This is a genomic window from Bacillus cereus group sp. MYBK195-1, assembly GCF_051916605.1.
GTDB classification, from domain to species: Bacteria; Bacillota; Bacilli; order Bacillales; family Bacillaceae_G; genus Bacillus_A; species Bacillus_A cereus.
Genome location: NZ_JBQAGZ010000001.1, coordinates 1354756 through 1379343 on the forward strand (window position 1 = coordinate 1354756; position 24588 = coordinate 1379343).

A 24588-nucleotide genomic window follows, 5' to 3' on the forward strand; every position below is an offset into this window, starting at 1 on the left:
AAATCGGTATTGATATGTAATTATCAATACCGATTTTTTTATTTTGTAAAGTTTTACTTACTGAATAAAGTGAAAATTTACTCAGTGGAGGGGCTTTGTTCATCCCCCACTGAGTAGAAGCCCTCATCAATCTGGCTTTTACGGGCAACAGGGCCCCCACCTAACTTCTTTGCTTCCGCTGAATTTTGAGGTGGGGGTCTTACTGCCCATAAATAGCGGGATAAATAGGTAAGAAAGGTGATTTGTATATGAATAAATCTAAATAGATAGTTAAATGCTAAGTAATGCAAAGAAAAATTGGTAATTTTTACATTGATAAAAAAGCTTGAGCTTCACACTATGTGAAGCTTTACATTATTGAAGACAAGAACAGGAGGTTGAAAAAATGAAAAAAGCAATAAAGTTTTGTTTAATAGCTAGATTATCTACAACGATTATTAGTGGGTGCTCTTTTGAGGGTAACAATGAAAATGTTAAAGGGAAAGAAGGGGAAAAAGTAGAGGCACAGAAAAATGCTGGGAAATATACGATGCCAGATGAAAAAGATAAACATGAAGGTACATGGCTGCAATGGCCACATGAATACACATATGGTGAAGAGTATAAGAAGGAAGTTGAACCTATTTGGGTTAAGATGGCAAGTGCTTTAACTGAGGGTGAGAAAGTCCACATTGTTGCATATGACCAGGAAGAAAAAGAAAGAATCAATAACCTTTTAACAGATGAAGGGCTAAATATGGAGAAGATTGATTTCTTTATCGCGCCTACTGATGATGTATGGGCAAGGGACAGTGGACCAATTTTTGTTTATGACAGCAATAAAAATCTCAAAATATTAGATCCAGCATTTAATGGTTGGGGGAAGAAAACACCTTATAAAAATGATGCTCAAATACGTAAGAATGTCAGTAAACAATCAGGAATTGAAAGAGTTGATTGGGGGGAATTTGTCCTTGAAGGCGGCGCAATTGAATTAGACAGCAATGGGACTGCTTTATTAACTCGAAGTGCAGTAACGAATAAAAATAGAAATCCTGATTTATCAGAAAAGGAAATTGAAAAATATATAAGTGACCTTGGGGTATCAAACTTTATTTGGTTAGACGGAGTACCTAATTTAGATATTACGGACTTTCATATTGATGGATTTGCTAAATTCCATAATAAATCTACCATTGTAACGATGAAAGAAGATGACCTAGCCGAATGGGGTTTATCTAATAAAGATATGGATACATTGTTAGATGCAAAAAATGCTTCAGGACAGAAATATAAGTATGAATACTTACCGCTTAGTAAAGAAAAGGTTGCTTTAGAAAATGGAAAAACTCTCGATTATAAGGGGGCATATATCAATTATTATATCGGAAATACAGTTGTATTAGTGCCTAATTATAATGATCCGAATGATAAAATCGCAAACGATACGATTCAGAAGTTATACCCAGGTCATAAAGTAGTCGGTATTGATGTGAGAGAGTTGTATAAAAACGGCGGTATGATTCATTGTGTGACACAACAACAACCCATTGCATTGAAGTAATTGATTGTAATTTCGTTGTTCTGCTATATAGACAAAATAGGTGGAATCTTATTACCTATTTTGTCGTTCCTTATTATTTATAATAATAAAATTTAATATAATGATAAATTGATTATAGTGTATATTCGCTTTTCGTTTTATATGGTAAAGGAGAAAAATGTTTGTGTTAAAGAATTTTAAAATAGTGTTTTCGTATTTCCCAATCGTTTTACAGTACATTTTAAATCTAGCTTTAATTTGCTTAGGGGTTATTCTAAGTGTGTTTCTTATGAAAGAAGTCATTCAGTTTATACAAGAACTGAAATTGGATGGTAATGAATCGAGTTATCATTTAATCATTTATTGTTGTTTTAAAATATGGTATTTAAAAAACTTGTCAAGAGTCAATATAAGGCTTAACGTCAGCCTTATATTTTTTATATAAATATATAATATTTCTCCATGCTATAATCCATTCATAAAATGTACATGTTGCATGAGTTGTAACGAAAAAAGACATAAATTTAGGAATAGTTGGCTTTGTAAAATCAGTTATGTAACTACTATTAAAAAGCGAGGTAAATAATATGGAACAAAAACATAATGGCATTATTTTTACTGCAATACCAGACGAATTAAATGAATATTATCAACCATTTTATGAAGACTTGATTTACTTTAATGAATGTTTAAATGAAAAGAAATCAATTGCGGATCAACTTATATCTTTATCTGTTGAAGAACAAGACTTTCATACGAGCTGTTTTGAGTATGATGATATTTGGCTAAGAGATGTTGCACCGGTTGTCACAAATCATCTAGTTAAATTTAAATATCGACCAAATTATTTGCCAAATGATCAAGGGCGATATTTAGATCAACAATTTAATAAATGGTTGAAAAAGAATGACTTTGAATATGTAAAATCCCCATTAATATTAGATGGTGGTAATCTTATTTGGAATAAAAAAGATACTGTAATATTAACAGAACGCATATTTGATGATAACGATGATTGGATAGAAGAGGAAATTATTGAGCAGTTAGAATGGGATTTAGATGTGAGCCGAGTTATTATTATTCCTGCTGAGGAAGGGGATGTACTAGCACACGCAGACGGAATGGTTAAATTTATTGATGAACATACAATGTTTATTAGTGATTTTTTAGGAGATCATGAATTTAGATATAGTGTTCAAGAGATTATTAAAGAACAAATGCCAGAAGCTGAATTTATAGTTGTTCCTTCATCATATACAGAGAAAGGACAATATGATCAAGAGATAGCATCGGCAAAAGGGTTGTATATAAATATGTTAGAATCATGTGATGCTCTTTATGTTCCTAAGTTTGGGCTAGCTAAAGATGAGGAAGTTTTACGATATATTCAACAGTATACGGAGAAACAAGTTATTCAAATTCATGTAGGAGAAATATCAACAATGGGAGGCGCGATGAATTGTTTAACGTGGTATTGTCCAAGTCATTTGTTACCTTCGAAAATGAGAAGATTGAAAAATCAGAATGAAAATTTTTCAATGAAGAAGATTTTTGATTGGTTTTAATAAATAAGTAATGAAAAGAAAATATATTCAAGGAGTATTGATATGTATACCATCGCTGAGTTTTCTCGGATTTGTAAAATGAGTACGCGGATGTTAAGACATTATGACAAAGAGGAGATATTAAAACCGGCATATGTGAATCCGGTTAATGGGTATAGGTATTATGAACAAGAGCAGCTGGAAGTAGCATTGAAAATAAAAAAGCTAAGGGAGTATAAATTTCCTCTTCCAAAAATTAAAATTGTTTTGCAGTCATCGGATCAAGATTCGTTTGTTCAGCATATACAATCACAAATTATCGAGTTGTCTCAGGAAGTGAAGCAAAACTTACAGGTTATTTCAGAAATGAATGAAATGGTAATGGTGAATAGTAGTCTAAATATTGCTCGCCATAGAAGTTACGATATATTAATGGGAATGAGGAACGAAGTAACGTTAATTACTCAAAGAGTAAAAATAGATATAGATGATATGGATGATTATTTTTATGACTTATATGAAGAGGTACAAAAAAATAACTTTCAAATAGCTGGTTCTCCATCTGCAGTCTTTTATGATGAAGAATATATTCCAAGTAACAGTGATATTGAGTTAAGAATTCCGGTTATGCAGGGGAATGATGAAGACGTAGCACAAGAGTATGAAATGAAACAACTAAGTCCACATCATATCGTTACTACTATGCATTATGGAAGTTACGACTATATAGGTTACGCTTATATAGCGTTAGAAGAATGGATTGAAAGAAAGGGGTATGTAATAATTAATTCGCCATATGAAGTTTATATAAAGGGACCTGAATGTGATTGTTTAGCAGAAGAGTATGTGACACAAATTTGTTTTTTAGTTACGAAAATAGAATGAGAATAAGGATTGACATTAACATTATGTCAATCCTTATTCTATGTATGAAAGCAATTTATCATAATAAAAAGGAGAAGTAAAGAATCACCTTATAAAGTTGCTACAAGTAAATGAAGATATTCCTGTTGACCTTAACACGATGTCAAAGTATAGACTGTACGTACATTCATATAAGGGGTGAACACGTATGAGAAATATAGAGAATAGTTTGTTTTATATGCCTGCGGAATGGGAGAAACATGAAGGTACATGGCTCCAATGGCCACATGATAAAGCACATAGAGGTGAAGGCTACAGAGCTAAGTTAGATGATATTTGGATATCGATGGCAAAGGAGCTTCACTATGGAGAAAATGTCCATATTGTTGTATGTGATGAAGAAGAGAAAATACATGTCCAATCGAAGTTAATTGAAGCTAATGTAAATATGGATAAAATTGATTTCTTAATTCAAGAAACTGATGATATTTGGATACGAGATAACGGACCAATCTTTGTAACGGATAAGGAAGGGAATCGCTGCCTAACGCACTGGATATTTAATGGTTGGGGAAATAAATATCCGTACGAAAAAGACGCTAATATTCCGAATAAAATAAGTGAAATGTATCGTATTCCAAAAGTTGAATCTAGTGTCTGTCTAGAGGGTGGGGGAATTGAGATAAACGGAAACGGGACCTTAATGGCGGCGAAAACGTCTATTATAAATGAAAATCGAAATCCCACACTAAGTCAGAAAGAAATTGAAATGGAGTTAACGAAATATTTAGGAGTAACAAATTTTATATGGATAACTGGTATACGCGGAGAAGATAATTATGATGAAGATACGGATTATCATATTGATGGCGCGGCACGGTTTGTAAATGAAAATACGATACTGTATGAGTATGATCCTTTCGATGAAGGAGAGCCATACCTTTTGGAGGCGTATGAAAAGCATTATCAAGAATTACGGCAAGCGAAAAATATAGATGGAAAGCCATTTCAGCTCATTCCAGTACCAGTAACAAGAAAAGTGGTAAAAGAAGCAGATTGTAAAGGATCGTACTTAAATTTTTACATTGGTAATGAAGTTGTATTGGTACCTATATACGGTGATGAACATGATAAATTAGGGCTTCAAATCATTGAAGGTCAATTTCCAGGGAGAAGAATTGTTGGTATATATGTTAACGAATTGTATGCATACGGTGGTATGATTCATTGTGTGACGCAGCAGCATATAGAATAGAGTAATTCAAATAAAAAGCATGCAGAGCATATACTCTGCATGCTTTTTATAATGTTGAAAACTCCTCAACAAGTTGAGTGAATTGTTTCAATGCACTTTCAATCGGTTCTGGCGTTGTTAAATCGACGCCAGCTTTTTTCAATAAGTTTAATGGGTAGTCTGAACTTCCGCCTTTAAGGAATTCAATATAATTTTTCTGAGCATTCGGATCACCGCTTAATAGTTTATCAGCGATTTGAATGGCAGATGCGAATCCAGTTGCATATTTGTATACGTAAAACGGGCGATAGAAATGAGGGATTCTAGCCCATCCGTATTTTACTTCTTCATCAAATACAAGTGAATCACCGTTATATTCTTTAAATAGCTTTTCATAAATTTCACTGAAGACTTGTGCATTTAATGGTTTACCTTGTTCAGCTATTTCATGTGTGATTTTTTCAAATTCTGCAAACATAATTTGTGTAAAGAAAGTACCTTTAAATTTCTCAATAAAATGGTTAACTAAATGGTTACGCACGTTCGTATCTTTTGCTTCTTTTAATAAATAGTGAATTAATAAGACTTCATTTACTGTAGAAGCGACTTCTGCGACAAAGATAGAATAATGTGCAGAAATTCTTGGTTGGTATCCATGTGAATAGTGCGTATGCATACCGTGACCGCATTCATGAGTAAGAGTGAACAGGCTGTTTAAATCATCGTGATGATTTAAAAGAATGAAAGGATGAACGCCGTATACACCAAAGTTATAAGCACCAGAACGTTTCCCTGGTGTTTCTCTTACGTCTATATATCTTTTATCTTTAAAACTTTTTAATGTCTCAATATATTCTTCTCCTAAAGGAGCTAGTGATGCAATCATAATGTCAAATGCTTCACTATATGGGATGTCTTGTTTTGCACCTTCTACTAAATCGACGCCTAAGTCGTATTGTCTTAGTTCATCTACGTTTAATTTTTCTTTTCGAATTTCATTGTATGTATGTAATGTTTGAATGTTTTTTTTCGTTGTATCAATTAGGTTTTCATATACTTCTTTTGGAACCATATCGCCAAATAATGATTTCTCTAGCGCTGATGGATAGTTTCTTAATTTCGAAACAGTAACATTATTTTTAATAGCAGCGGATAAAGTAGATGCGATGGAATTCTTTAACTGAACATATGGTTTGTAATATGCTTTATAAGCTTCTTTACGCTTTTCACGATTCGTATCTTCTATTAACTTTGCATACATTCCGCGTGTTAAGTTCACTTTTTCTCCATCGTCAGTCGTCACTTCACCAAATAATATATCTGCATTATTTAACATACCAAATGTGTGCTGTGGAGAAGAAAGAGCTTCACCCATTTGTGATAAAATTTCTTCTTGGTCCTTATTTAATACGTGTTTTTTATAACGGTATAATTCAAATAAGTCTTCTTTATAATATTGTAAGCCTTCTGTTTCTTCTATGTAAGAATGTAATGTGTTTTCGTCTATGCTAAGTAAGAAGGGGGAAAAGAAAGATTTCGCTGCACTTACTTTCACGTGTAATTGTGATACTTTATCGACAAGAGATTGCGCGTCAGTATCGCGTGTATCAAGGTCAGATTGTAATCGTGCATAAGCGAACATTAAAGATATTATGCTAGAAATTTCTTCACTCTTCGTTAAATAAGCTAATAAACTATTGCCGTCGTGAATATTTCCATTAAACTCGTGTAATTCCTTCGTTAATACTTCAATTTTATGAAAATCACTTTCCCAATCTTCAATTGTATGGTAAATGTCTGTTAAATCCCATTTTTCTATATCAGCTACTTGTAATCGATCTTTAAGTTCTGTCATAATCATTTCCTTTCTAAACATGTAGTTATATTTCTATATAACTATGAAATACAACAAATTGCAAAAAATCCCTGCTGAAAATTGAAAAGCCCTGCTAAAATAACAAGGCTTACTTACTTAGAGTGTAATTCCGAATTTTGAATGTAAAAGGTTTGTATATTGCATGTTTGTAACGGTTTCTTTCGTTTTTTTACCATTTTTCGCTACTGTAAGGCTATCTTTCGTTAAAGAGGCATGCCCATCTTCAGTTAGTTTTACAATAAGAGGTACTTTATTAAAGGGTGATCCTTCATGTTCAACGATAATTTTTTGTGCTGTATTTGCTTTTTCTTCATCCACTTCTTCTATATAAAATGCATAGCCTAACGTCCAATCATCAGCAGAAGATTGATCCAAGAACTCATTGTTTTTCCGCATCTCTAAAATGTAGTTTCCCTTTTCGGTCATTTCTTTACGAATACGATAATCTCCTGTAACAGAGTGAATGACTTCACCTGAGAAAGGGACAGGGGCAAGAGGTAAGTATGATCCGAATCCTACTTCAATTAAATAAAGTTCATTATGATGTGTTAAAACGATTGCGATATGGCCAGAATCAACAGCCCATATGGAGTTTGCAGCGTTATAAACTGTTCCTGAAACGAGATGAACATCGAATCCAGAATCTTTCAGGAAGTAATACATAGTAGGATTGAGTTCATAACAAAGACCGCCACGGTTATTTACTAAAATTTTCTCTTTCAAATTTTCTTTTGATATTTCTTTAAAATTCTTTTCGAGAATATTTAAGTTTTCAAAAGGAACAGTTTGTGCCATTGCGTACATAATGTTAGATAAATTTTCAAATGAAACTGTGTCTTTTTCTTCTATATGTAATCGTGCGAAAAATTGTTTTTGAAAGTCTGTCATCGAAACCCCTCCGTTATGCTTTTATAGGTAAATTGTAAACAATCTTGAATAGGATGTGAAATTAAAACTACGTTGAATATTTGAAATTAGACTAAAAATAATATGGGAGAGTGAGAGATTGCTACTTTACTAACGGTGGGACGAATATTATAATAATTCTGATAAACTATGCAAACGCTTTCTTGGAAGGGGATGGTGTACAGATGTTTAAAAGAATAACAATAGTCGGATTGTCAGTTTTTATGTTTTTACCTAGTATATATGAGGGGAGTAAAGCATATGCAGACACAGTTAACAATGGAACGTTAATGCAGTATTTTGAGTGGTATGCTCCGAATGATGGGAATCATTGGAATCGTTTGCGTACTGATGCTGAAAATTTAGCGGAAAAAGGAATTACATCTGTTTGGATACCACCTGCATATAAAGGAACTACGCAAAATGACGTAGGATATGGAGCATATGATTTATATGATCTGGGGGAATTCAATCAAAAGGGCACAGTGCGGACGAAATATGGGACGAAAGCACAATTGAAATTTGCAATTGACGCTTTACATAAGAAAAACATCGATGTATACGGTGATGTAGTTATGAATCATAAAGGTGGGGCTGATTATACAGAAACTGTTACAGCAGTTGAGGTAGACCCGAGCAATCGGAATATTGAAGTATCAGGTGATTATGAAATTAGTGCGTGGACGGGATTTAACTTTCCAGGGCGTGGAGATTCTTATTCTAATTTCAAATGGAAATGGTATCATTTTGACGGAACGGATTGGGATGAAAGAAGGAAATTAAACCGAATTTATAAATTTAGGGGCATAGGTAAAGCATGGGACTGGGAAGTGTCTAGCGAGAATGGGAATTATGATTATTTGATGTATGCGGATCTTGATTTTGGTCATCCAGATGTTGCGAATGAAATGAAAAAATGGGGAACGTGGTATGCGAATGAATTAAATTTAGATGGTTTTCGTTTAGATGCTGTTAAACATATTGATCATGAATATTTGCGCGATTGGGTAAATCACGTTAGACAGCAAACAGGGAAAGAAATGTTTACAGTAGCTGAATATTGGCAAAATGATATCCAGACTTTAAATAATTATTTAGCGAAGGTTAATTATAATCAATCTGTGTTCGATGCACCACTTCATTATAATTTTCATTATGCTTCAACAGGAAATGGAAATTATGATATGAGAAATATTTTAAAAGGAACGGTAGTTGCGAATCATCCTACACTTGCGGTTACTCTAGTTGAAAATCATGATTCACAGCCTGGTCAGTCATTGGAATCTGTAGTGAGCCCTTGGTTCAAGCCGCTGGCATATGCATTTATTTTAACGCGTGCAGAGGGGTATCCTTCTGTTTTCTATGGTGATTACTATGGTACAAAAGGAAATAGTAACTATGAAATTCCAGCGTTAAAGGACAAAATTGATCCGATTTTGACGGCACGAAAAAACTTTGCATATGGTACGCAGCGTGATTATTTTGATCATCCAGATGTGATTGGCTGGACAAGAGAAGGTGATAGTGTACATGCTAATTCTGGTTTAGCAACATTAATCTCTGATGGACCAGGAGGGGCAAAGTGGATGGATGTTGGAAAGAATAACGCAGGGGAAGTATGGTACGATATTACGGGTAATCAAACAAATACTGTAACAATTAATAAGGACGGATGGGGGCAGTTCCAAGTAAGTGGAGGATCAGTTTCCATATATGTTCAGCAGTAATTTGGTGATGAAAAAGAAGAGGTAGACTGAAATATAAGTTTTCCTCTTCCTTTTTACATTCTGTATAGTTATAAAAGTATGACACCTTTACTTCTCACGTAACATATAGTATGATGATTTCAATAAATTAGATTTCAATGACTATAATATAAATTAATGAGAGGTGCTTTTTGTGAGTGCGGTAGGTACTAAATAGGAAAAATTTAATGAAATAAATCGGATAAGACCAGGGGATTTTTATGTACATCATACCCCTAATTTTGTCATGCATTTATTTCAAAACCTATGAAGATACCTACAATACTTTATAAAGCGTGTAATAAGGGACTGCCATCTATTTTTTTATGGCTTATTTCCTCATATGTTATTACAAATGCCTTGTAAATGTAAAAGCTGCGGTATCCCCGCAGCTTTTTTGTATATGTTTTTATTGTATAATTATGGGATTTTATATATGACTCATTGGAATCTAATGAGTAGGTATCTTCATTTATGATAAAAATCAATCATAGTGAGGAGAAACAAAATGAATACGATGACTTTTGAAAAGCTACAATATAACGAATTAAAGGATATAGTGAAATCTTATTGTGTAAGTGGATTAGGTAAGGAATTATTAAACAAATTAGAGCCGAGTACGAGTATAAAAGTAGTGAGAAATCGGTTGAATGAAACGACAGAAGCACGAGCTATATTAGATGCAGAAGGGCATGTTCCTTTCTTCGGCATTTCTAATATTGCTAGTACAATTCAAAAATTAGAAAAAGGGATGATTTTAGATCCAGAAGAATTAGTCAGTGTTTCAGACTTTTTACGCGGATGTAGAAAGATTAAAAAGTTTATGTTAGATAAAGAATTTTTTGCACCAGTATTAGCTTCTTATGCAAATTCAATGACTGAATATAAAAGTATTGAAGAGGAAATTAACTTTTCAATTAAAGGAAATAGTATTGATGCAGCTGCAAGTAAAGAGTTAAAACGAATTCGAAATAATATCGATTCTGTAGATGGGAAAATAAAAGAACGTTTAACGAAGTTTTTAAATAGTAGTGCAAATAAGAAATTCATTCAGGAATTCTTTATTAGTAAAAAGGATGACCGTTATACGATTCCAATTAAATCTTCCTATAAAAACCAAGTTGCTGGAAGTATTATTGAAGCCTCGGCAAAAGGTTCTACTGTATTTATAGAACCGCATACGGTTACGAAATTGAATGCGGAACTAGCGGGTTTGAAAGCAGAAGAAGCGGTTGAAGAATATCAAATTTTAGCGACTTTATCAGGAATGGTGTTAGAAAACATTTATAGTATAAAGATTAACATGGAGCTAATTAGTCAGTATGATATGGTATTTGCAAAAGCGAAGTTTAGTAAATCAATTGATGGAATAGAGCCGAAGTTAAATGATCATGGCTACATTCATTTAGTGAATTGTAAGCATCCGCTTTTAACAGGGCAAGTTGTACCCTTAAATTTTGAAATTGGTCAAGAGTATCGTAGTTTAATTATTACAGGGCCGAATGCGGGCGGAAAGACAATTGTGTTAAAAACGATTGGATTGTTAACATTAGCTACAATGTCAGGTCTTCATATTGCAGGAGATAAAGGTACAGAAATCGCTATTTTTGAAAATGTATTTGTAGATATTGGTGATAATCAAAGTATCGAAAATGCACTAAGTACATTTTCATCTCATATGAAAAATCTTTCTGAGATTATGAGGATGTCAAATAATAATACGTTGTTATTATTTGATGAAATAGGAAGCGGGACTGAACCGAATGAAGGAGCAGCACTTGCAATTTCTATTTTAGAAGAGTTGTACCTTGCGGGATGTATTACCGTTGCGAGTACGCATTACGGAGAAATTAAACGATTCTCAGAAATGCACGATGACTTTATGAATGCAGCGATGCAGTTTAATAGTGAAACGCTAGAGCCGCTTTATAAATTAGTTATCGGAAAATCAGGAGAAAGTAATGCACTTTGGATTGCGAATAAAATGAGCGTAAAAGAACATGTGCTGAAAAGAGCGAAAGAGTACATGGGAAATAAAGAGTACGCCTTAGAAAAAGTGAATGAAAGTAAAATTAGAAAACCGAAATTTGTACAAGAAAAAAGAGAATTTCATTATGAGTACAAAATCGGCGATCGTGTGAATTTATTAGATTATGATGATTTTGGTATCATCTATAAGGAAAAAGATAATTTTTATAACGTTGTTGTATATTATAACGGTGAATTCGTTGAAGTAAATGTAAAACGTATGAATTTAGAGGTAGCAGCGAAGGAATTATACCCAGAGGGATACGATTTAAATACACTATTTGTCGATTATAAAGAGAGAAAAATGCAACATGATATTGAGCGCGGATCGAAAAAAGCACTGCGTAAAATTCAAAAAGAAATAAGAAAGAATAGAGGATAAGTTAAAATGGTAACGATTAGACAAGAACAAAAAAATGATTATAGAAAAACAGAAGAAGTCGTAAAAGAAGTATTTTCACTTGAAGAATTTAGTGATAAAACAGAACATGAACTTGTAAAACGTATTAGAGAATGTGAAGCATTTGTTCCGGAGTTATCAATTGTTGCGGTAGATGAAGATATAGTTGGTCACATTATGTTATCGAAAATTACAATAGAACAAGGTGGAACTTCTGTAGAATCGTTAGCACTTGCACCAGTTTCAGTTGCTAGGGGTCATCAGAAGAAAGGAATTGGTGGAAAACTGATCACGGCTGCTTTAGAAAAAGCGAAAGAACTTGGATACGGATCAGTTGTAGTATTAGGACATCCAGAGTACTACCCGAAATTTGGTTTTAAGAAAGTAAGTGAGTGGAATGTAAAAGCACCGTTTGAAGTGCCTGAAGAGGTATTTATGATAAAGGAATTAACAGAAAATGCTCTTCGAGGTGTAGAAGGAATTGTACAATATTCGAGTGCTTTTGCTGAGTAGGAGTACCGGTTAAGAAATGTAATCATAAAAGATGCTATCTTTTTGTATGGATATACAGAAAGATAGCTTTTTTTATTAAGCGGATCTACTGACGTATATTTTGCTCAATGAATAATTGAGGTGGTAAAATTGATATAGAAACGTAAAGGGAGAGAATGAAATGAATAAGCGAGAAACAGATAGCAATGAGAATGTAGTGACGTTATATGTTACAAGACACGGTAAAACAATATTAAATACGAATCATCGCGCGCAAGGTTGGGCAGATTCTCCTTTAGTAGAAAAAGGTGTTGAAGTTGCCACAAATTTAGGAACAGGATTAAAAGATATTCATTTTATGAACGCATATAGTAGTGATAGCGGCCGCGCAATTGAAACTGCTAATTTAGTATTAAAATATAGTGAGCAATCAAAAGTAAAACTTGAGCAAAGAAAAGATTTGCGAGAATTAAATTTCGGTATTTTTGAAGGTGAAAAACTTGAGAATATGTGGGATGTGGTTGGAAAAGCTGCAGGCGTTGCATCACCAGAAGAACTCTTGAAGCTTTCTATTCAAGAAGTGATTAATCTTATTAGAGTAGCAGATCCGACAAAACAGGCGGAAGATTGGGAATTGTTTTCTACTCGTATAAAAACAGAGATAGATAAAATTAGTGAAGAATCTGCTGCAAATGGTGGCGGTAACGTTTTAGTTGTCGTTCATGGGCTTTTGATTACTACCTTAATAGAAATGTTAGACAGTAGCAAAACAAAACTTGGAGTGGAAAATGCTAGCGTGACGAAGATTGTATATCAAGATGGAACATACACAGTCGAGTCTGTTGGAGATATGAGTTACGTTGCAAAAGGGAAAGAAAGTGTGGAAATATAAAAATAAGAAAAGGAAGGTAGAGAAATCTAGCTTCCTTTTTTATTGGAACGATTATGGGATCAATAAAATCTTCCCTGTGCTTTTTCGGCTCTCTAATAATTCATGAGCACGGGCACCATCTTGTAAAGAGAATGTAGTAGAACTTGCGATCTTTAATTTTTCGGTCGCAATCCATTCGAATAATTGAGAGGAGCGTTCTATTCTCTCTTCATAAGATGTAAGCACGTTCCAAAGGTCTCCGCCAGTTAAAGTTTTCGAAGTATCCATAAGCATACGTGGATCAACTGGCGCAGGATTACCGCCGGCCATTCCGTAAAATACGACAGTACCGCCAGTTTTAGTAGCATTAAAACTCTCCTCTAATGTAGAACCTACTGATTCATATACAACATTTACTCCATCACCATTTGTTATTTCAACTACTTTTGTATGCCATGCTTCCGTATATAAAAAAACGTGATCAGCACCAGCTAATGTAGCTATCTTTGCTTTTTCTTTTGATGACGTTAGGCCGATTACTTTTCCGCCTAGTAGTTTAATTATTTGAATAAGAAGTTGCCCAACACCACCAGCTGCAGCGTGTACTAAAGCTATATCACCTTGTTTTATCTCATAGCTATCTTTCGTTAAATAATGTGCGGTTAGACCTTGCAATAAGACAGAAGCGGCTGTTTCAAAAGAGATAGAATCTAAAAGCTTAATTGCTTTCTCAGACGGAACAGCAACTAGCTCTGCATTTGCAAATGGGACATCAGCAAATGCAATACGATCTCCAGGATTAATATTCGTAACGTCAGCTCCTACTTTTTCAACAATGCCAGCCCCTTCATAACCTAATATAAAAGGCGGGGTACCAGCGAGATGATAATCACCGCGGCGTCTATAAATGTCGGCGAAATTTAAACCGATTGCTTTCGTGCGGACAATAATTTCATTTGGATTTATGATTGGATCATTTAGTTCTTTATATTGTAGTACATCCGGATTTCCGAACTGTTCGAAACAAAGTGCTTTCATATGGAATACCTCCATTTTTATTGTTTGTAGATGCTCTTTATCATACAATACAAATATCAATAGACAAAGAGGATTATTTCGATGAAATCAATCGGGAATATCGATTGAAAAGAGGGACGATAAATGGAGATAAAACAATTAATTACATTTAAAGTAGCGGCGGATACTTTGAATTTTACACAAACTGCGAAGAAATTAAACTTTGCTCAATCGAGTGTGACAGCGCAAATTAAAACGTTAGAAGCTGAGTTAGGTACGCCGTTATTTGAAAGATTAGGAAAACGCCTTTTCTTAACTGAAGCAGGTAGGAAGTTTCAACTATATGCCGACAAGATGATTGCGCTCAGCAACGAAGCAAAAATGGCTGTGAAAGATGATGAAGAAATAGCAGGTACGTTAATAATCGGTGCGCAAGAGAGTCAATGTACATATAGACTTCCTTCTATATTAAAGAGGTTTAAAGCACAATTTCCTCAAATAAAGCTTATATTTAAACCAGCGCATTCCAATAAAGATGCGAAGGAACAATTGATGGAGGGAAAAGTCGATCTTGCATTTATTTTGGACGAATGTAAAACAGAAGATACTTTACATGTGGAGCCGCTTATGAAAGAAGAATTAAAAATAGTAGCTGCTTCAGGGCATCATTTACTCGAGAAAGCTTCCATTTCTACAAAAGATTTAGAAAGTGAGACGTTGTTGCTAACAGAGCTAGGGTGCTCGTACCGGACTTTATTTGAAGAGCTACTTCGTACAGAAGATGTGTATCCAGCAAATAAAATTGAGTTCGTTAGTGTAGAGGCAATTAAACAATGTGTTATTGCAGATTTAGGAATAGCTGTTTTACCAGCGATAGTAGTAGAAAAAGATATACGAGAAGGGACGATAGAAGAGTTACATGTAGAAAGTGCAATCTCACCGATTTATACACAAATTGCTTGGCATAAAGATAAATGGATGACAGCGCCACTGCAGCAATTTATTGATGTAACGAGGGAGTTTTTTACAACGGATTAAGTGGAGAAATATTTATTTTATATAAAAGAAAAAATGGCAATTTTGTATAAAGAACCGATGCTTGCATGTAACAAGTATCGGTTCTTTTATGTTTTAAATAAAGGATGCTATAAAATGTGTATTTCTCAACTTTTTTTCTTACAAGGATAAGTAAAGTTCTTCGTATATTCCAATAATCATAAGGGAATTTACAACGTTAATTCGTTTCTGTAAGATGCCTCTAGGAAGCATGGAAGGAGGGCTGACACAGCAGTATAGGTTGTGTTTAGTATACATAATCATTTTGAGGGGGAATTTAAAATGTTTAAAAAGTTAATGAAAGTATGCGTGTTAAGTGCGGCAAGTATAGGTGTATTATTTAGTTTTCAAGGAAGTACATTTGCAGCTACTGATTTAAGTAGTTATTATGACGGGAAAAATCCAGCAACAACGAAAGTATACGGGGGAAGTACAACGTGTGATGCAGATGGATTTAATGCAAAGTCTACAGCAGTTTATGAGGGTAGTAAAAAAGTAGGGACAGTGTATTTACGTTACAGTAATAAATGTCATGCAGCATGGTCTAAGCTTGTTTTAGATCAACCAGCTCCTTCTGTTTCTGGAGGGGTATATGCTTACGCTGTTATTAATAAATATAAAAATGGTGTATTCCAAAAATCAGTAGACTCTAATAGTGGCAATGGAGCAATTAAAACAGGACAAACGAGTACGTATACAGGAATGGTGTTTGATTTAACTGCTGATTTTGGTTATACAGCTGATGCCGAAGCGGTGACGATTAATAATGGTTACGGGAAAACAGCACGTTATTAATAAAGGAGTGGAATTCTATGAAGCTTTTTAAAAAGGTAAGCGCATGTCTTTGTCTGGCATTGCTCATCGTAACTAGTGTGTTTAGTACGACCAATAATGATAAAGCATACGCGGAAGACCATTCATATGATGGAAAAAGTCCTTATTATAATAGCTGTAATCAATCCGCAGTAACGAAAGAAAAGAAGTGGATTGATTCAAACTCTTATGTGGAATTAAAATTTAGCACGACGTGTAAGACAGCATGGGCAAAAGTTACTGTAACTCGCCTGGCAGTTTATAATAATGAAGCTGATGCAAGGATTGTTAGAAAAACAGATGGAAAGGCATACACTTGCGGAAGTGCTGGAGGAAATGGTGTTGTAAATAAAGGGCAAACATCATGCTATACACCAATGGTATATGATTTAGATCCAAGAAAAGCACAAGCGCAGGGGAAACATGCAATTCCGAATAGTGATGCATATAATTATGCGGAGACTATTTGGTATTGATGAGGAAATGGAGAATGTAAGATAGAATATTTTAAGAGCATGTTTTGATTGGATTTCAAAACATGCTCGATTTGCATTCAGTCTAATTTTTTTAGTAATCATGGACCATTGAATTAACTAAGGTCTGTATCAGGAGGAGTATATCCAAGGTGCCTAGCCATTGATACAATTTGTCCTTTATGGTGAAACTCATGAGTCTCCGTATGAGTTAAAAGCCATAGCGGAGTTGTACTCCAAAGCTCTTTTTGCCACTTTACTTCATTTGCTATATTTTCGAGCCAACGGTCATTGTATTCATCTAAAAAACGTTGTACAGTCTCATCTACTAACTTAAATCTATCACGGACTTTCTCAACATCTGCATGCTCAATTTCATCATCATTAGCGAATGAAAAATTTGCTCGTTTTTGCTTGAATGCAAATGATCCAAGCCAGTATCGATAGCAATCGGCTACATGAATATGTGTCTTTATAATGCTACCGCTCCCGAAATTCGGAACAGTGCTATGTAATTTTTCTAGTGGGATTTCTTCCAAAAATGAAAATAGAGTTTCTCTTGTAGAGCTAATAAGATTATATTGTTGTTTTAAAATATGTAACATGTAAGTACACTCCTCTTTTATTTACATAGTAAGTAATTCTATATTTACGAGGAGGGAACCTTTTTATTATCTTTAATAAGCATATTAGATGTATTTCTTATTTATTTCTGATAGATTAAACAAGGTAAAACTTTAATGAATTGAACATTCTTAGTTCATAATAAATTGTACATCAAGAAGGAGAACGATAAAGTGAATAGACTAGTTGGCTTAAAACAATTTGAAATAACGCGCGGGGCATTACTTAAATTTATGGAGACGCTAGATGATAAAATTGCAGATATGCAGCCAGAGGGTTTTAACAATACAATTCGTTGGCATATTGGTCACGTGTTAACAGCAGCAGAAGTTTTCATGTTTGGAAAAGAATTCAAACAATTACCAACTGAATATCCAGGTATGTTTGGATATGGATCAAGACCATCTAAATGGAAAACAGAAGGACCATCATTAGAAGTGTTAACGACTCAATTAAAAGAACAAGCAAAGCGTATTAACGAAATGCCAGCAGAAGCATTTGAAGATAAACTACCAGAGCCGTTTTTAGGATTGGAAACTGTTGGTGAGCTTTACGGTATGATGCTTTATCATGAAGCAGATCATATTGGGCAAATGAAGGCGATGGAACGTATTATTAAAGCTCTTTAGTCTTAATTGCATATAACAAGCAATACAGTTGTAATGTTAAATAATATATACAAAAAAGGTAGATAAATTATTATCTACCTTTTTTGTATAACTTCTTGAAGGATTAGAGAATTTTATAATTTTTTAGGTTGTGATTATTAATTGTAGTATTCCTAAATATGGAATATAAGTATAATGATAGAGAAGAACTAGAAATAGGGGTGAATACTATGATTACATTAGAGCAAAAGTTAGAGCAATATAAACATACATATGTACAGTTAAAGGGAGAACTAAAATGGAAAACGAGTGATTCTCGAACAGGAATGATGATTGTTGCTATGTATGCAGGTAGTGATAAATTGTTTAATCTCGAACGTTTTTTAGAAATTAGTAGTTATATTAAGAATGAGGTAGGGATGTTTTCATACTTAAAGTTTTATCATCGTTTTGTAGTGGCCGCAACATTAGATATTCACTTTACAGATTACAAGGAAGCTTTTCGGACGTTTTTAGATTTATATGAACAATTGGTCACTGGTGGCTTTAGCCGGAGTATATTTACTTATCTCGCAGCAGCTGTGCTTTTAACAGAAGAAAATGAACAGCATGGCGCGCACATTCAGCGTTCGATGCAAGTATATAAACGCATGAAAAAGGATCACCTCTTTCTGACAAGTACAAATGATTATCCGCTCGCAGTTTTATTAGCAGGACAATCAGAGCATGTAGAAACACTTATGGACCGAGTGGAACGTCTTTATCAGAAACTAGCGACAGCTGGTTTGCGTAAAGGGAATGATCTTCAATTTTTGAGTCATATTCTTTCACTAAAGAAGGATGTCAGGGAAGAACTATTAGTTGCAAAATGTACAAATATATGGAATTTGTTAAAGCAAGAAAAGGTAAAAGTAAAACAGATGCATTACCCAGCTATCGGGCTACTAGCGTTACTCGAGGACGGAGAAAAAGAGATTCATTCTATTAGAGCATTTATTGAAAAATTGCAGGGGGATAAATTGTTCCGTTGGCATACAGATACAAATATTCTTATTGCTATTCAACTGTTCGTAAGTCAGAAAGGTGAGGAAAGTAAAGCTACTAACACAGGTTTACAAACAATGATAGAAGTCCTCATACAAGCACAACAGGCAGCCATGATGGCAACGATTGCCGCTTCATCTGCAGCAACATCTTCTGCTAGTAGTAGTTCATAATGTGCAACTGCTTATACTCTTGTAAATTATAAATTCTTTGATAAGGACGTTTTAAAAAATATTACTAAAAAAAGCCCATCACTCTCTAATGATTGATGGGCTAACTGTTTTTACATAATTAGCATTATCTTTTTGATTGCTTCAAATGTTTGAGTTGCGTAACAATCATAATGCTAATAACAACGAGTAAAAACCATGGGCTAATTTTGCTTAAGTGAACGAGGTTCCATGCTTCCCGTTGATTTGGATATTGCCATGCACTGAAAAATGTTGCGATGTTCTCTGCAATCCAAATGAAGAATCCGATAAGGAAAAAGGAGAGAACGAGTGGCATTGTATATGTAACGCCTTGTAATGAAAATTGTACAAATGTGCGAGAGAAAACAAGGAATAGTAGTAAAGTTAATATCCATCTAAAATCGTATGTAAAGTGGTGTGTGAAAAAATTGAAGTAAATCATAGCTCCTAACGGCACGGCAAAAATAGCTTTCGGCCAATGATGCATTTTTAAATGCAACCTTCTCCACGCTTGGCATATGTAACTTGCGACACTTGCGTACATAAAGCCGCTGTAAAGTGGAACTCCAAAAATCTTTGAATACGCCTCTTCAGGATAACTCCATGAACCAAAATGAACTTTATATATTTCTAGTAAAAGGCCGATGAGGTGAAAGACAGTAATTACTTTTAATTCGTCTTTCGTCTTTCGTCTCAAGTCCAGTCTTGTACATAATCCACTGCATAAGAAGACATGCAATGAGTATGAAATCATAGTGATATAACCCTGGGATAGAAACGATTTTTGAAAGGGCTAGTGTTAAGAAAATAACGACTGGGAATAAGCAAGATAATGCTTGCTCGTAAGTGAAGTGTAGTAGTTGTTTTATATATAACATTGGGTCACCTTCGGTATTTTTATTTGAAAACTCGAAATAATGATTAAGTATACTACACTTTTAAAAATAAGCTAGTAGTCTATTTTGCGTGTATTTGTAAGTTTTGGAAGGGAATTGAAATAAACATTTTAATATTTAGCGAAGTTAAAAAATAGTTTGCTATTTAAAAAAAGTGGCGATATAATATCTAAATGAAAATGATAATTATTATCAATAATAATTACAAATAAAAAATAATTATAAAAAACAACTGAATATAAAGGATGAAATGAAACATGTTACATAAGTCTACTGTACATGCTGGTAATAACCGCTGGATACATATTAAGTTCATATGTTTCATGAGCTTAACAATTTTATGTTTAATTGGATCTATATTTTTAGCCATTTCATTTGGTGCAAAAGATATTCATTTACAAACGGTGTGGGCAGCGGTTTTGGATTACAATCCGAAACTAACACAGCACCAAATTATTTATGAATTAAGGCTCCCGAGAGTAATTGGTGCAGCAGTTGTAGGGGCAGCTTTTGCGGTTGCTGGTGCTGTTATGCAAGGTGTAACACGAAATCCTTTAGCTGATGCAGGTGTACTCGGAATAAATGCAGGTGCGATGTTTGTAGTAGCACTTAGTTTTGCTTTTTTCCCACATATGCCGTATTCCTATTTAATGATTGTTTCCTTTATTGGAGCTGTTTTAAGTACAGTACTTATTTTTGTTATTGGATCAGCAACATCAGGCGGGTTAACACCAATGAGGTTAACGATTGCTGGAGCGGTTATGGCAGCGCTTTTACATTCATTAAGTTCAGGTGTTGCGATTTATTATGATTTAAGCCAAGATTTAGCGTTTTGGTATGCTGGTGGTGTTGCAGGGGTTAAGTGGGAACACTTGAAATTTTTAGTCCCTATTATTCTTATAACGATTATTTTTGCGACAATGCTAGGGAGATCTATTTCACTCATATCAATGGGAGATGATGTTGCTACAAATTTAGGAGTGAAAACGAACCGAACGAGAATACTAGGGATGATTATAGTAGTCATTCTTGCAGGTGTATCTGTTTCAGCTGTTGGTTCTATCGGATTTGTAGGACTCGTTATTCCGCATATTGCTAGAAAATTAGTTGGTGTTAATTATCGACTCATTATTCCTATGTCAGCATTATTAGGTGCTATGTTATTAGTTTTAGCTGACCTAGGAGCAAGAGCAGTAAACCCTCCTAAAGAACTTGCGATAGGAATTATGGTAGCTCTTGTTGGAGTTCCGTTCTTCCTCTATATAGCACGTAAAGTTGGGAGGGAGCTATAAGTGAGGGGTCTTATTAACACAGATAAAAAAAGAGCCATTACTGTAACTACAATATTCGGTTGTATTGGTATCGCTGTTATTTTACTTAGCTTAAATACAGGGACACTTAGTATTGCACCGCTCAAAGTAATTCAAACGCTTTTCGGTTATGGTGATTTTGAAAGTGCAACCGTGCTATACGATTATCGTATGCCAAGAATTATAATCACAATGTTAGCTGGTATTGGCCTTGGGATTTCCGGTGCGATTTTACAAGGATTATCACGTAACGCACTTGCAGACCCTGGTATTTTAGGATTGCATTCAGGTGCATCTTTCGGGCTAATTATATTTGTTACTTTCTTTCATTCTTTTAATGAGAATGCATCGATTTTAATACCGTTATTTACATTTGGTGGGGGAATACTAGCTGCATTTTTAATTATTATACTTGCGAGTGATCGGTCAAATGGTTTACTTCCCATTAGACTTATTCTCGTTGGTATTGCAGTTTCAGCTGGCTTTAGTGCAATTTCGTTATTTTTCTCTCTCAAGTTAAATGATGAGACGTATACATTCGCTTCTAGATGGCTAGTTGGTAACGTGTGGGGAAGGGATTGGATTCATGTCTTTGCATTATTACCTTGGATTTTCATACTAACCCCTTATGCGTGGCTAAAATCTAAAACGTTAAATGCATTGTCACTAGGTGATAGTGTAGCAGCAGGACTTGGTGTTTCTGTTCAAAAAGAACGGTTATTACTTTTAGCTACAGCGGTTGGATTATCTTGCGCAAGTGTATCGATGGCAGGAGGAATTGGTTTTATCGGTTTAGTTGCTCCGCATATCGCAAGGAAGTTAGTAGGTACTACATATCAACACTTTCTTCCTTTAGCTGGCATTATCGGAATGATTATTTTAGTGCTAGCAGATACGATAGGTCGTTCTATATTTGAGCCAAACTCTATTCCAGCTGGTGTAGTAGTGGCAGCTTTAGGAGCACCGTATTTTCTTTATTTACTTACAAAAACAAAATAAATACTTCAAAGAGGAGAACATATGAAAAAGAAACTTACTATTTTATTTAGCATGATGTGTATTTTAGTATTAGCAGCATGTGGTCAAACGAAAGCTAATGAAGAGGCAACGAAAAAAACGGAAAAAAGTAATGACCCAAAAATTGCTTCAATGTCTATTCATTTAACGAATGATTTACTTGCATTAGGAATTACACCAGTAGGTTCTGTTATTGGTGGAGATTTAAAAGATTTCTTACCGCACGCTAAAGAGAAGTTGAAAGATACGAAGAAGCTTGGTGTTGTAACAGATCCGAATATGGAAGCGTTACTTCAATTAAAGCCAACTGACATTTATGTTGATGAAAAATATGCTGGTAAAGATGTAGCGAAATACGAAAAAATTGCAAAAACACATTCTTTCAATTTAGATGAAGGTACGTGGAGAGATCATTTAAAACAAGTTGGTAAACTTGTAAACCGTGAGAAAGAAGCAGATAAATATATTCAAGATTACGAAGAGCAATCAAAACGAGTAAAAGGTTTAATAGATAAAGAGCTAGGTAATAACGAAAAAGTAATGGCAATTCGCGTTACTGCAAAAGAATTGCGTGTATTTAGTACGAAAAGACCGATGGGACCAATTTTATTCCAAGACTTAGGGTTACAGCCTGCAAATGGTGTAGAGAAAATTGATGGAAACCGCCCTTTCGAAGTCATTTCACAAGAAGTATTACCTGACTTTGATGCAGATGCGATTTTCGTTGTTGTAAATAGAGATGATAAAGCAAAAGCAGCATTTAAACAACTTCAAGAAACGCCAATTTGGAAAGACTTAAAAGCAGTTAAAGGCAAGCACGTATACATTATCAATGATCAACCATGGCTGGACTATTCTGCTTTAGGAAACAAAATGGCAATGGATGAAGCGGAGAAAATGTTTACGAAATAATATCGATTCGATGTTAGGAAGATCCTCTAAATTTTGAGGGTCTTTTTTTATTGTTAGAATAAACAAAAAATTATACAATGAATGTAATTTAATGCAGAGGAGATGTGCCAATGTCAGCGCTTATTGTATGTATCCCGTTTAAAAAACAGTTTATGGAATAAGGGGATAAATAGGCTAAAATAAGTATCCCCGTTATTAAAAAAGGGGGAGTTTGAAATGACAATGAATCTTTTTCAAAATAAAACGATTAAATTATCAGTTATGAGAGAAGCAGATGCTGAAGTAATGACTATGTGGCAGGAAAATAGTGAGTATGTAAGAAATGTTGATACAGACGTAGCATTCCCGCAATCAATACAAGAAATAGCAAGTGATGAGTTATTAAAAGGACGGAGATCAAATAGTGTTTCTTTCATGGTAAGGACAGTTCAAGAAGATCGCTTAATTGGTTTTGTGGCGATTCATGGTATAGAGTGGAATAACAGAACAGGTTTATTAGCCATTGGTATAGGAGATGCGAATGATAGAGGAAAAGGATATGGGAAAGAAGCAATACATCTTATTCTAAAGTATGCTTTCTATGAATTGAATTTACACCGCATCGGTCTCGATGTTATTTCGTATAATAAACCTGCCATTGCATTTTATAAAAAGATGGGTTTTCAAATGGAAGGCTGTATGAGAGAAGCGGTTCAAAGAGATGGGAAGTGTTTTGACCGTCTGATTATGGGGATATTGCGGGATGAATGGATAGAGCTGCAAGGTTAGAAAGTACATTCGAAATTATATATGTAGTATGCAGGAGATATAATGGTAATTGGCGAAAATTTACAGTGTGTTGATTGAATTTATAAGGAGTCATGCAAAATGAATTTAGAAAAGGCAAAACCAGTAAATGAAGAGGTCGCCGAATTAAAAGAACTTATTAAAGAGTTACACGGAAGTGTGCACCAACTTCAAAGTGAAGTGCAGCAACTAAGGCACGAAAGACCAGTTGTTGAAGTGAGAAAAGGTGTTCAATTATCACCAACAATTGTCGGACAAATTGGGGGTATGATTTTAGGTGGTTTAGCAATTATCGGTATATTTTGGTGATGAAAAAAGGTTTGCAGCACGGATGCTGCAAACCTTTTGTATTTGACGAT

The 24588-nt window shown here is 34.4% G+C and carries 22 protein-coding genes and 1 pseudogene; 18 read left to right on the plus strand and 5 right to left on the minus strand.

Annotated features, from left to right (window positions below; translation table 11 throughout):
• Nucleotides 1-385 precede the first annotated feature (385 nt).
• The 4 genes from ACTFRY_RS07125 (at nt 386) to ACTFRY_RS07140 (ending at nt 5185) form a co-directional block, all read left to right on the plus strand.
• Nucleotides 386-1543 (plus strand): agmatine deiminase family protein, encoded by a 1158-nt coding sequence (locus ACTFRY_RS07125; protein WP_141541516.1) that lies wholly within the window; start codon nt 386-388, stop codon nt 1541-1543.
• 566 nt (nt 1544-2109) lie between these two features.
• The gene (locus tag ACTFRY_RS07130; protein ID WP_098617189.1) at nt 2110-3087 is read left to right on the plus strand and encodes an agmatine deiminase family protein; all 978 of its coding nucleotides are present in this window, start codon (nt 2110-2112) and stop codon (nt 3085-3087) included.
• 42 nt (nt 3088-3129) lie between these two features.
• The gene (locus ACTFRY_RS07135) at nt 3130-3951 is read left to right on the plus strand and encodes a MerR family transcriptional regulator (protein ID WP_098617190.1); all 822 of its coding nucleotides are present in this window, start codon (nt 3130-3132) and stop codon (nt 3949-3951) included.
• A gap of 187 nt (nt 3952-4138) precedes the next feature.
• Nucleotides 4139-5185, plus strand: coding sequence for an agmatine deiminase family protein (locus ACTFRY_RS07140; RefSeq protein WP_001244183.1), 1047 nt, complete (start codon nt 4139-4141; stop codon nt 5183-5185).
• Nucleotides 5186-5231: 46 nt separating this feature from the next.
• Here ACTFRY_RS07140 and pepF read toward each other — a convergent pair whose 3' ends face one another.
• On the minus strand, nt 5232-7019 hold the full coding sequence (gene pepF / locus ACTFRY_RS07145) for an oligoendopeptidase F (protein ID WP_016118394.1): 1788 nt from the start codon (nt 7017-7019) through the stop codon (nt 5232-5234).
• A 117-nt stretch (nt 7020-7136) separates the two neighbouring features.
• On the minus strand, nt 7137-7928 hold the full coding sequence (locus ACTFRY_RS07150; protein WP_098617191.1) for an arylamine N-acetyltransferase family protein: 792 nt from the start codon (nt 7926-7928) through the stop codon (nt 7137-7139).
• 203 nt (nt 7929-8131) lie between these two features.
• Between ACTFRY_RS07150 and amyS the strand changes: the two genes are divergently transcribed.
• From amyS to ACTFRY_RS07170, 4 genes are all read left to right on the plus strand, one after another.
• Nucleotides 8132-9673, plus strand: coding sequence for an alpha-amylase (gene amyS, locus ACTFRY_RS07155; protein ID WP_098617192.1), 1542 nt, complete (start codon nt 8132-8134; stop codon nt 9671-9673).
• A 526-nt stretch (nt 9674-10199) separates the two neighbouring features.
• Entirely contained in the window at nt 10200-12101 is a 1902-nt protein-coding gene (locus ACTFRY_RS07160; protein WP_033693031.1) for an endonuclease MutS2, read from the plus strand.
• A 6-nt stretch (nt 12102-12107) separates the two neighbouring features.
• A complete protein-coding gene (locus ACTFRY_RS07165; RefSeq protein WP_098617193.1) occupies nt 12108-12632 on the plus strand; it encodes a GNAT family N-acetyltransferase in 525 nt (174 codons plus the stop codon).
• A gap of 160 nt (nt 12633-12792) precedes the next feature.
• A complete protein-coding gene (locus ACTFRY_RS07170) occupies nt 12793-13503 on the plus strand; it encodes a histidine phosphatase family protein (protein WP_001042052.1) in 711 nt (236 codons plus the stop codon).
• Between the two features lie 51 nt (nt 13504-13554).
• On the opposite strand, the gene ACTFRY_RS07175 is transcribed toward ACTFRY_RS07170, so the two are convergent.
• Complete coding sequence (locus ACTFRY_RS07175; RefSeq protein ID WP_000645241.1) at nt 13555-14520, minus strand: quinone oxidoreductase family protein; 966 nt, start codon at nt 14518-14520, stop codon at nt 13555-13557.
• A gap of 123 nt (nt 14521-14643) precedes the next feature.
• Between ACTFRY_RS07175 and ACTFRY_RS07180 the strand changes: the two genes are divergently transcribed.
• The 3 genes from ACTFRY_RS07180 to ACTFRY_RS07190 all read left to right on the plus strand — a co-directional run bounded on the left by ACTFRY_RS07180 (nt 14644) and on the right by ACTFRY_RS07190 (nt 16844).
• Nucleotides 14644-15537: a LysR family transcriptional regulator gene (locus ACTFRY_RS07180; protein WP_044795229.1), complete on the plus strand. Its 894-nt coding sequence runs from the start codon at nt 14644-14646 to the stop codon at nt 15535-15537.
• 300 nt (nt 15538-15837) lie between these two features.
• Nucleotides 15838-16350: a DUF2690 domain-containing protein gene (locus ACTFRY_RS07185; RefSeq protein ID WP_000473735.1), complete on the plus strand. Its 513-nt coding sequence runs from the start codon at nt 15838-15840 to the stop codon at nt 16348-16350.
• A gap of 17 nt (nt 16351-16367) precedes the next feature.
• Complete coding sequence (locus ACTFRY_RS07190) at nt 16368-16844, plus strand: DUF2690 domain-containing protein (RefSeq protein WP_000765223.1); 477 nt, start codon at nt 16368-16370, stop codon at nt 16842-16844.
• Between the two features lie 113 nt (nt 16845-16957).
• Here ACTFRY_RS07190 and ACTFRY_RS07195 read toward each other — a convergent pair whose 3' ends face one another.
• Entirely contained in the window at nt 16958-17446 is a 489-nt protein-coding gene (locus tag ACTFRY_RS07195; protein ID WP_016118386.1) for a DinB family protein, read from the minus strand.
• A 171-nt stretch (nt 17447-17617) separates the two neighbouring features.
• Between ACTFRY_RS07195 and ACTFRY_RS07200 the strand changes: the two genes are divergently transcribed.
• Nucleotides 17618-18094 (plus strand): DinB family protein, encoded by a 477-nt coding sequence (locus tag ACTFRY_RS07200; protein WP_170964303.1) that lies wholly within the window; start codon nt 17618-17620, stop codon nt 18092-18094.
• A 158-nt stretch (nt 18095-18252) separates the two neighbouring features.
• Complete coding sequence (locus ACTFRY_RS07205; RefSeq protein WP_141541517.1) at nt 18253-19290, plus strand: DUF4003 domain-containing protein; 1038 nt, start codon at nt 18253-18255, stop codon at nt 19288-19290.
• A gap of 124 nt (nt 19291-19414) precedes the next feature.
• Here ACTFRY_RS07205 and ACTFRY_RS07210 read toward each other — a convergent pair.
• Nucleotides 19415-20186: pseudogene (locus tag ACTFRY_RS07210) on the minus strand (DUF817 domain-containing protein).
• A gap of 275 nt (nt 20187-20461) precedes the next feature.
• Here ACTFRY_RS07210 and ACTFRY_RS07215 point away from each other — a divergent pair.
• From ACTFRY_RS07215 to ACTFRY_RS07235, 5 genes are all read left to right on the plus strand, one after another.
• Nucleotides 20462-21496, plus strand: a complete 1035-nt coding sequence (locus tag ACTFRY_RS07215; protein ID WP_000902720.1) for a FecCD family ABC transporter permease — start codon at nt 20462-20464, stop codon at nt 21494-21496.
• Complete coding sequence (locus ACTFRY_RS07220; RefSeq protein ID WP_098617195.1) at nt 21497-22513, plus strand: FecCD family ABC transporter permease; 1017 nt, start codon at nt 21497-21499, stop codon at nt 22511-22513.
• Between the two features lie 21 nt (nt 22514-22534).
• Nucleotides 22535-23443 (plus strand): iron-hydroxamate ABC transporter substrate-binding protein, encoded by a 909-nt coding sequence (locus ACTFRY_RS07225; protein WP_000728216.1) that lies wholly within the window; start codon nt 22535-22537, stop codon nt 23441-23443.
• A 216-nt stretch (nt 23444-23659) separates the two neighbouring features.
• Nucleotides 23660-24211 carry a GNAT family N-acetyltransferase gene (locus ACTFRY_RS07230; RefSeq protein ID WP_098617196.1) on the plus strand — a complete coding sequence of 184 codons (552 nt, stop codon included), beginning with the start codon at nt 23660-23662 and terminating at the stop codon, nt 24209-24211.
• Between the two features lie 99 nt (nt 24212-24310).
• Nucleotides 24311-24538, plus strand: coding sequence for a hypothetical protein (locus ACTFRY_RS07235; RefSeq protein ID WP_001047304.1), 228 nt, complete (start codon nt 24311-24313; stop codon nt 24536-24538).
• Nucleotides 24539-24588 lie beyond the last annotated feature (50 nt).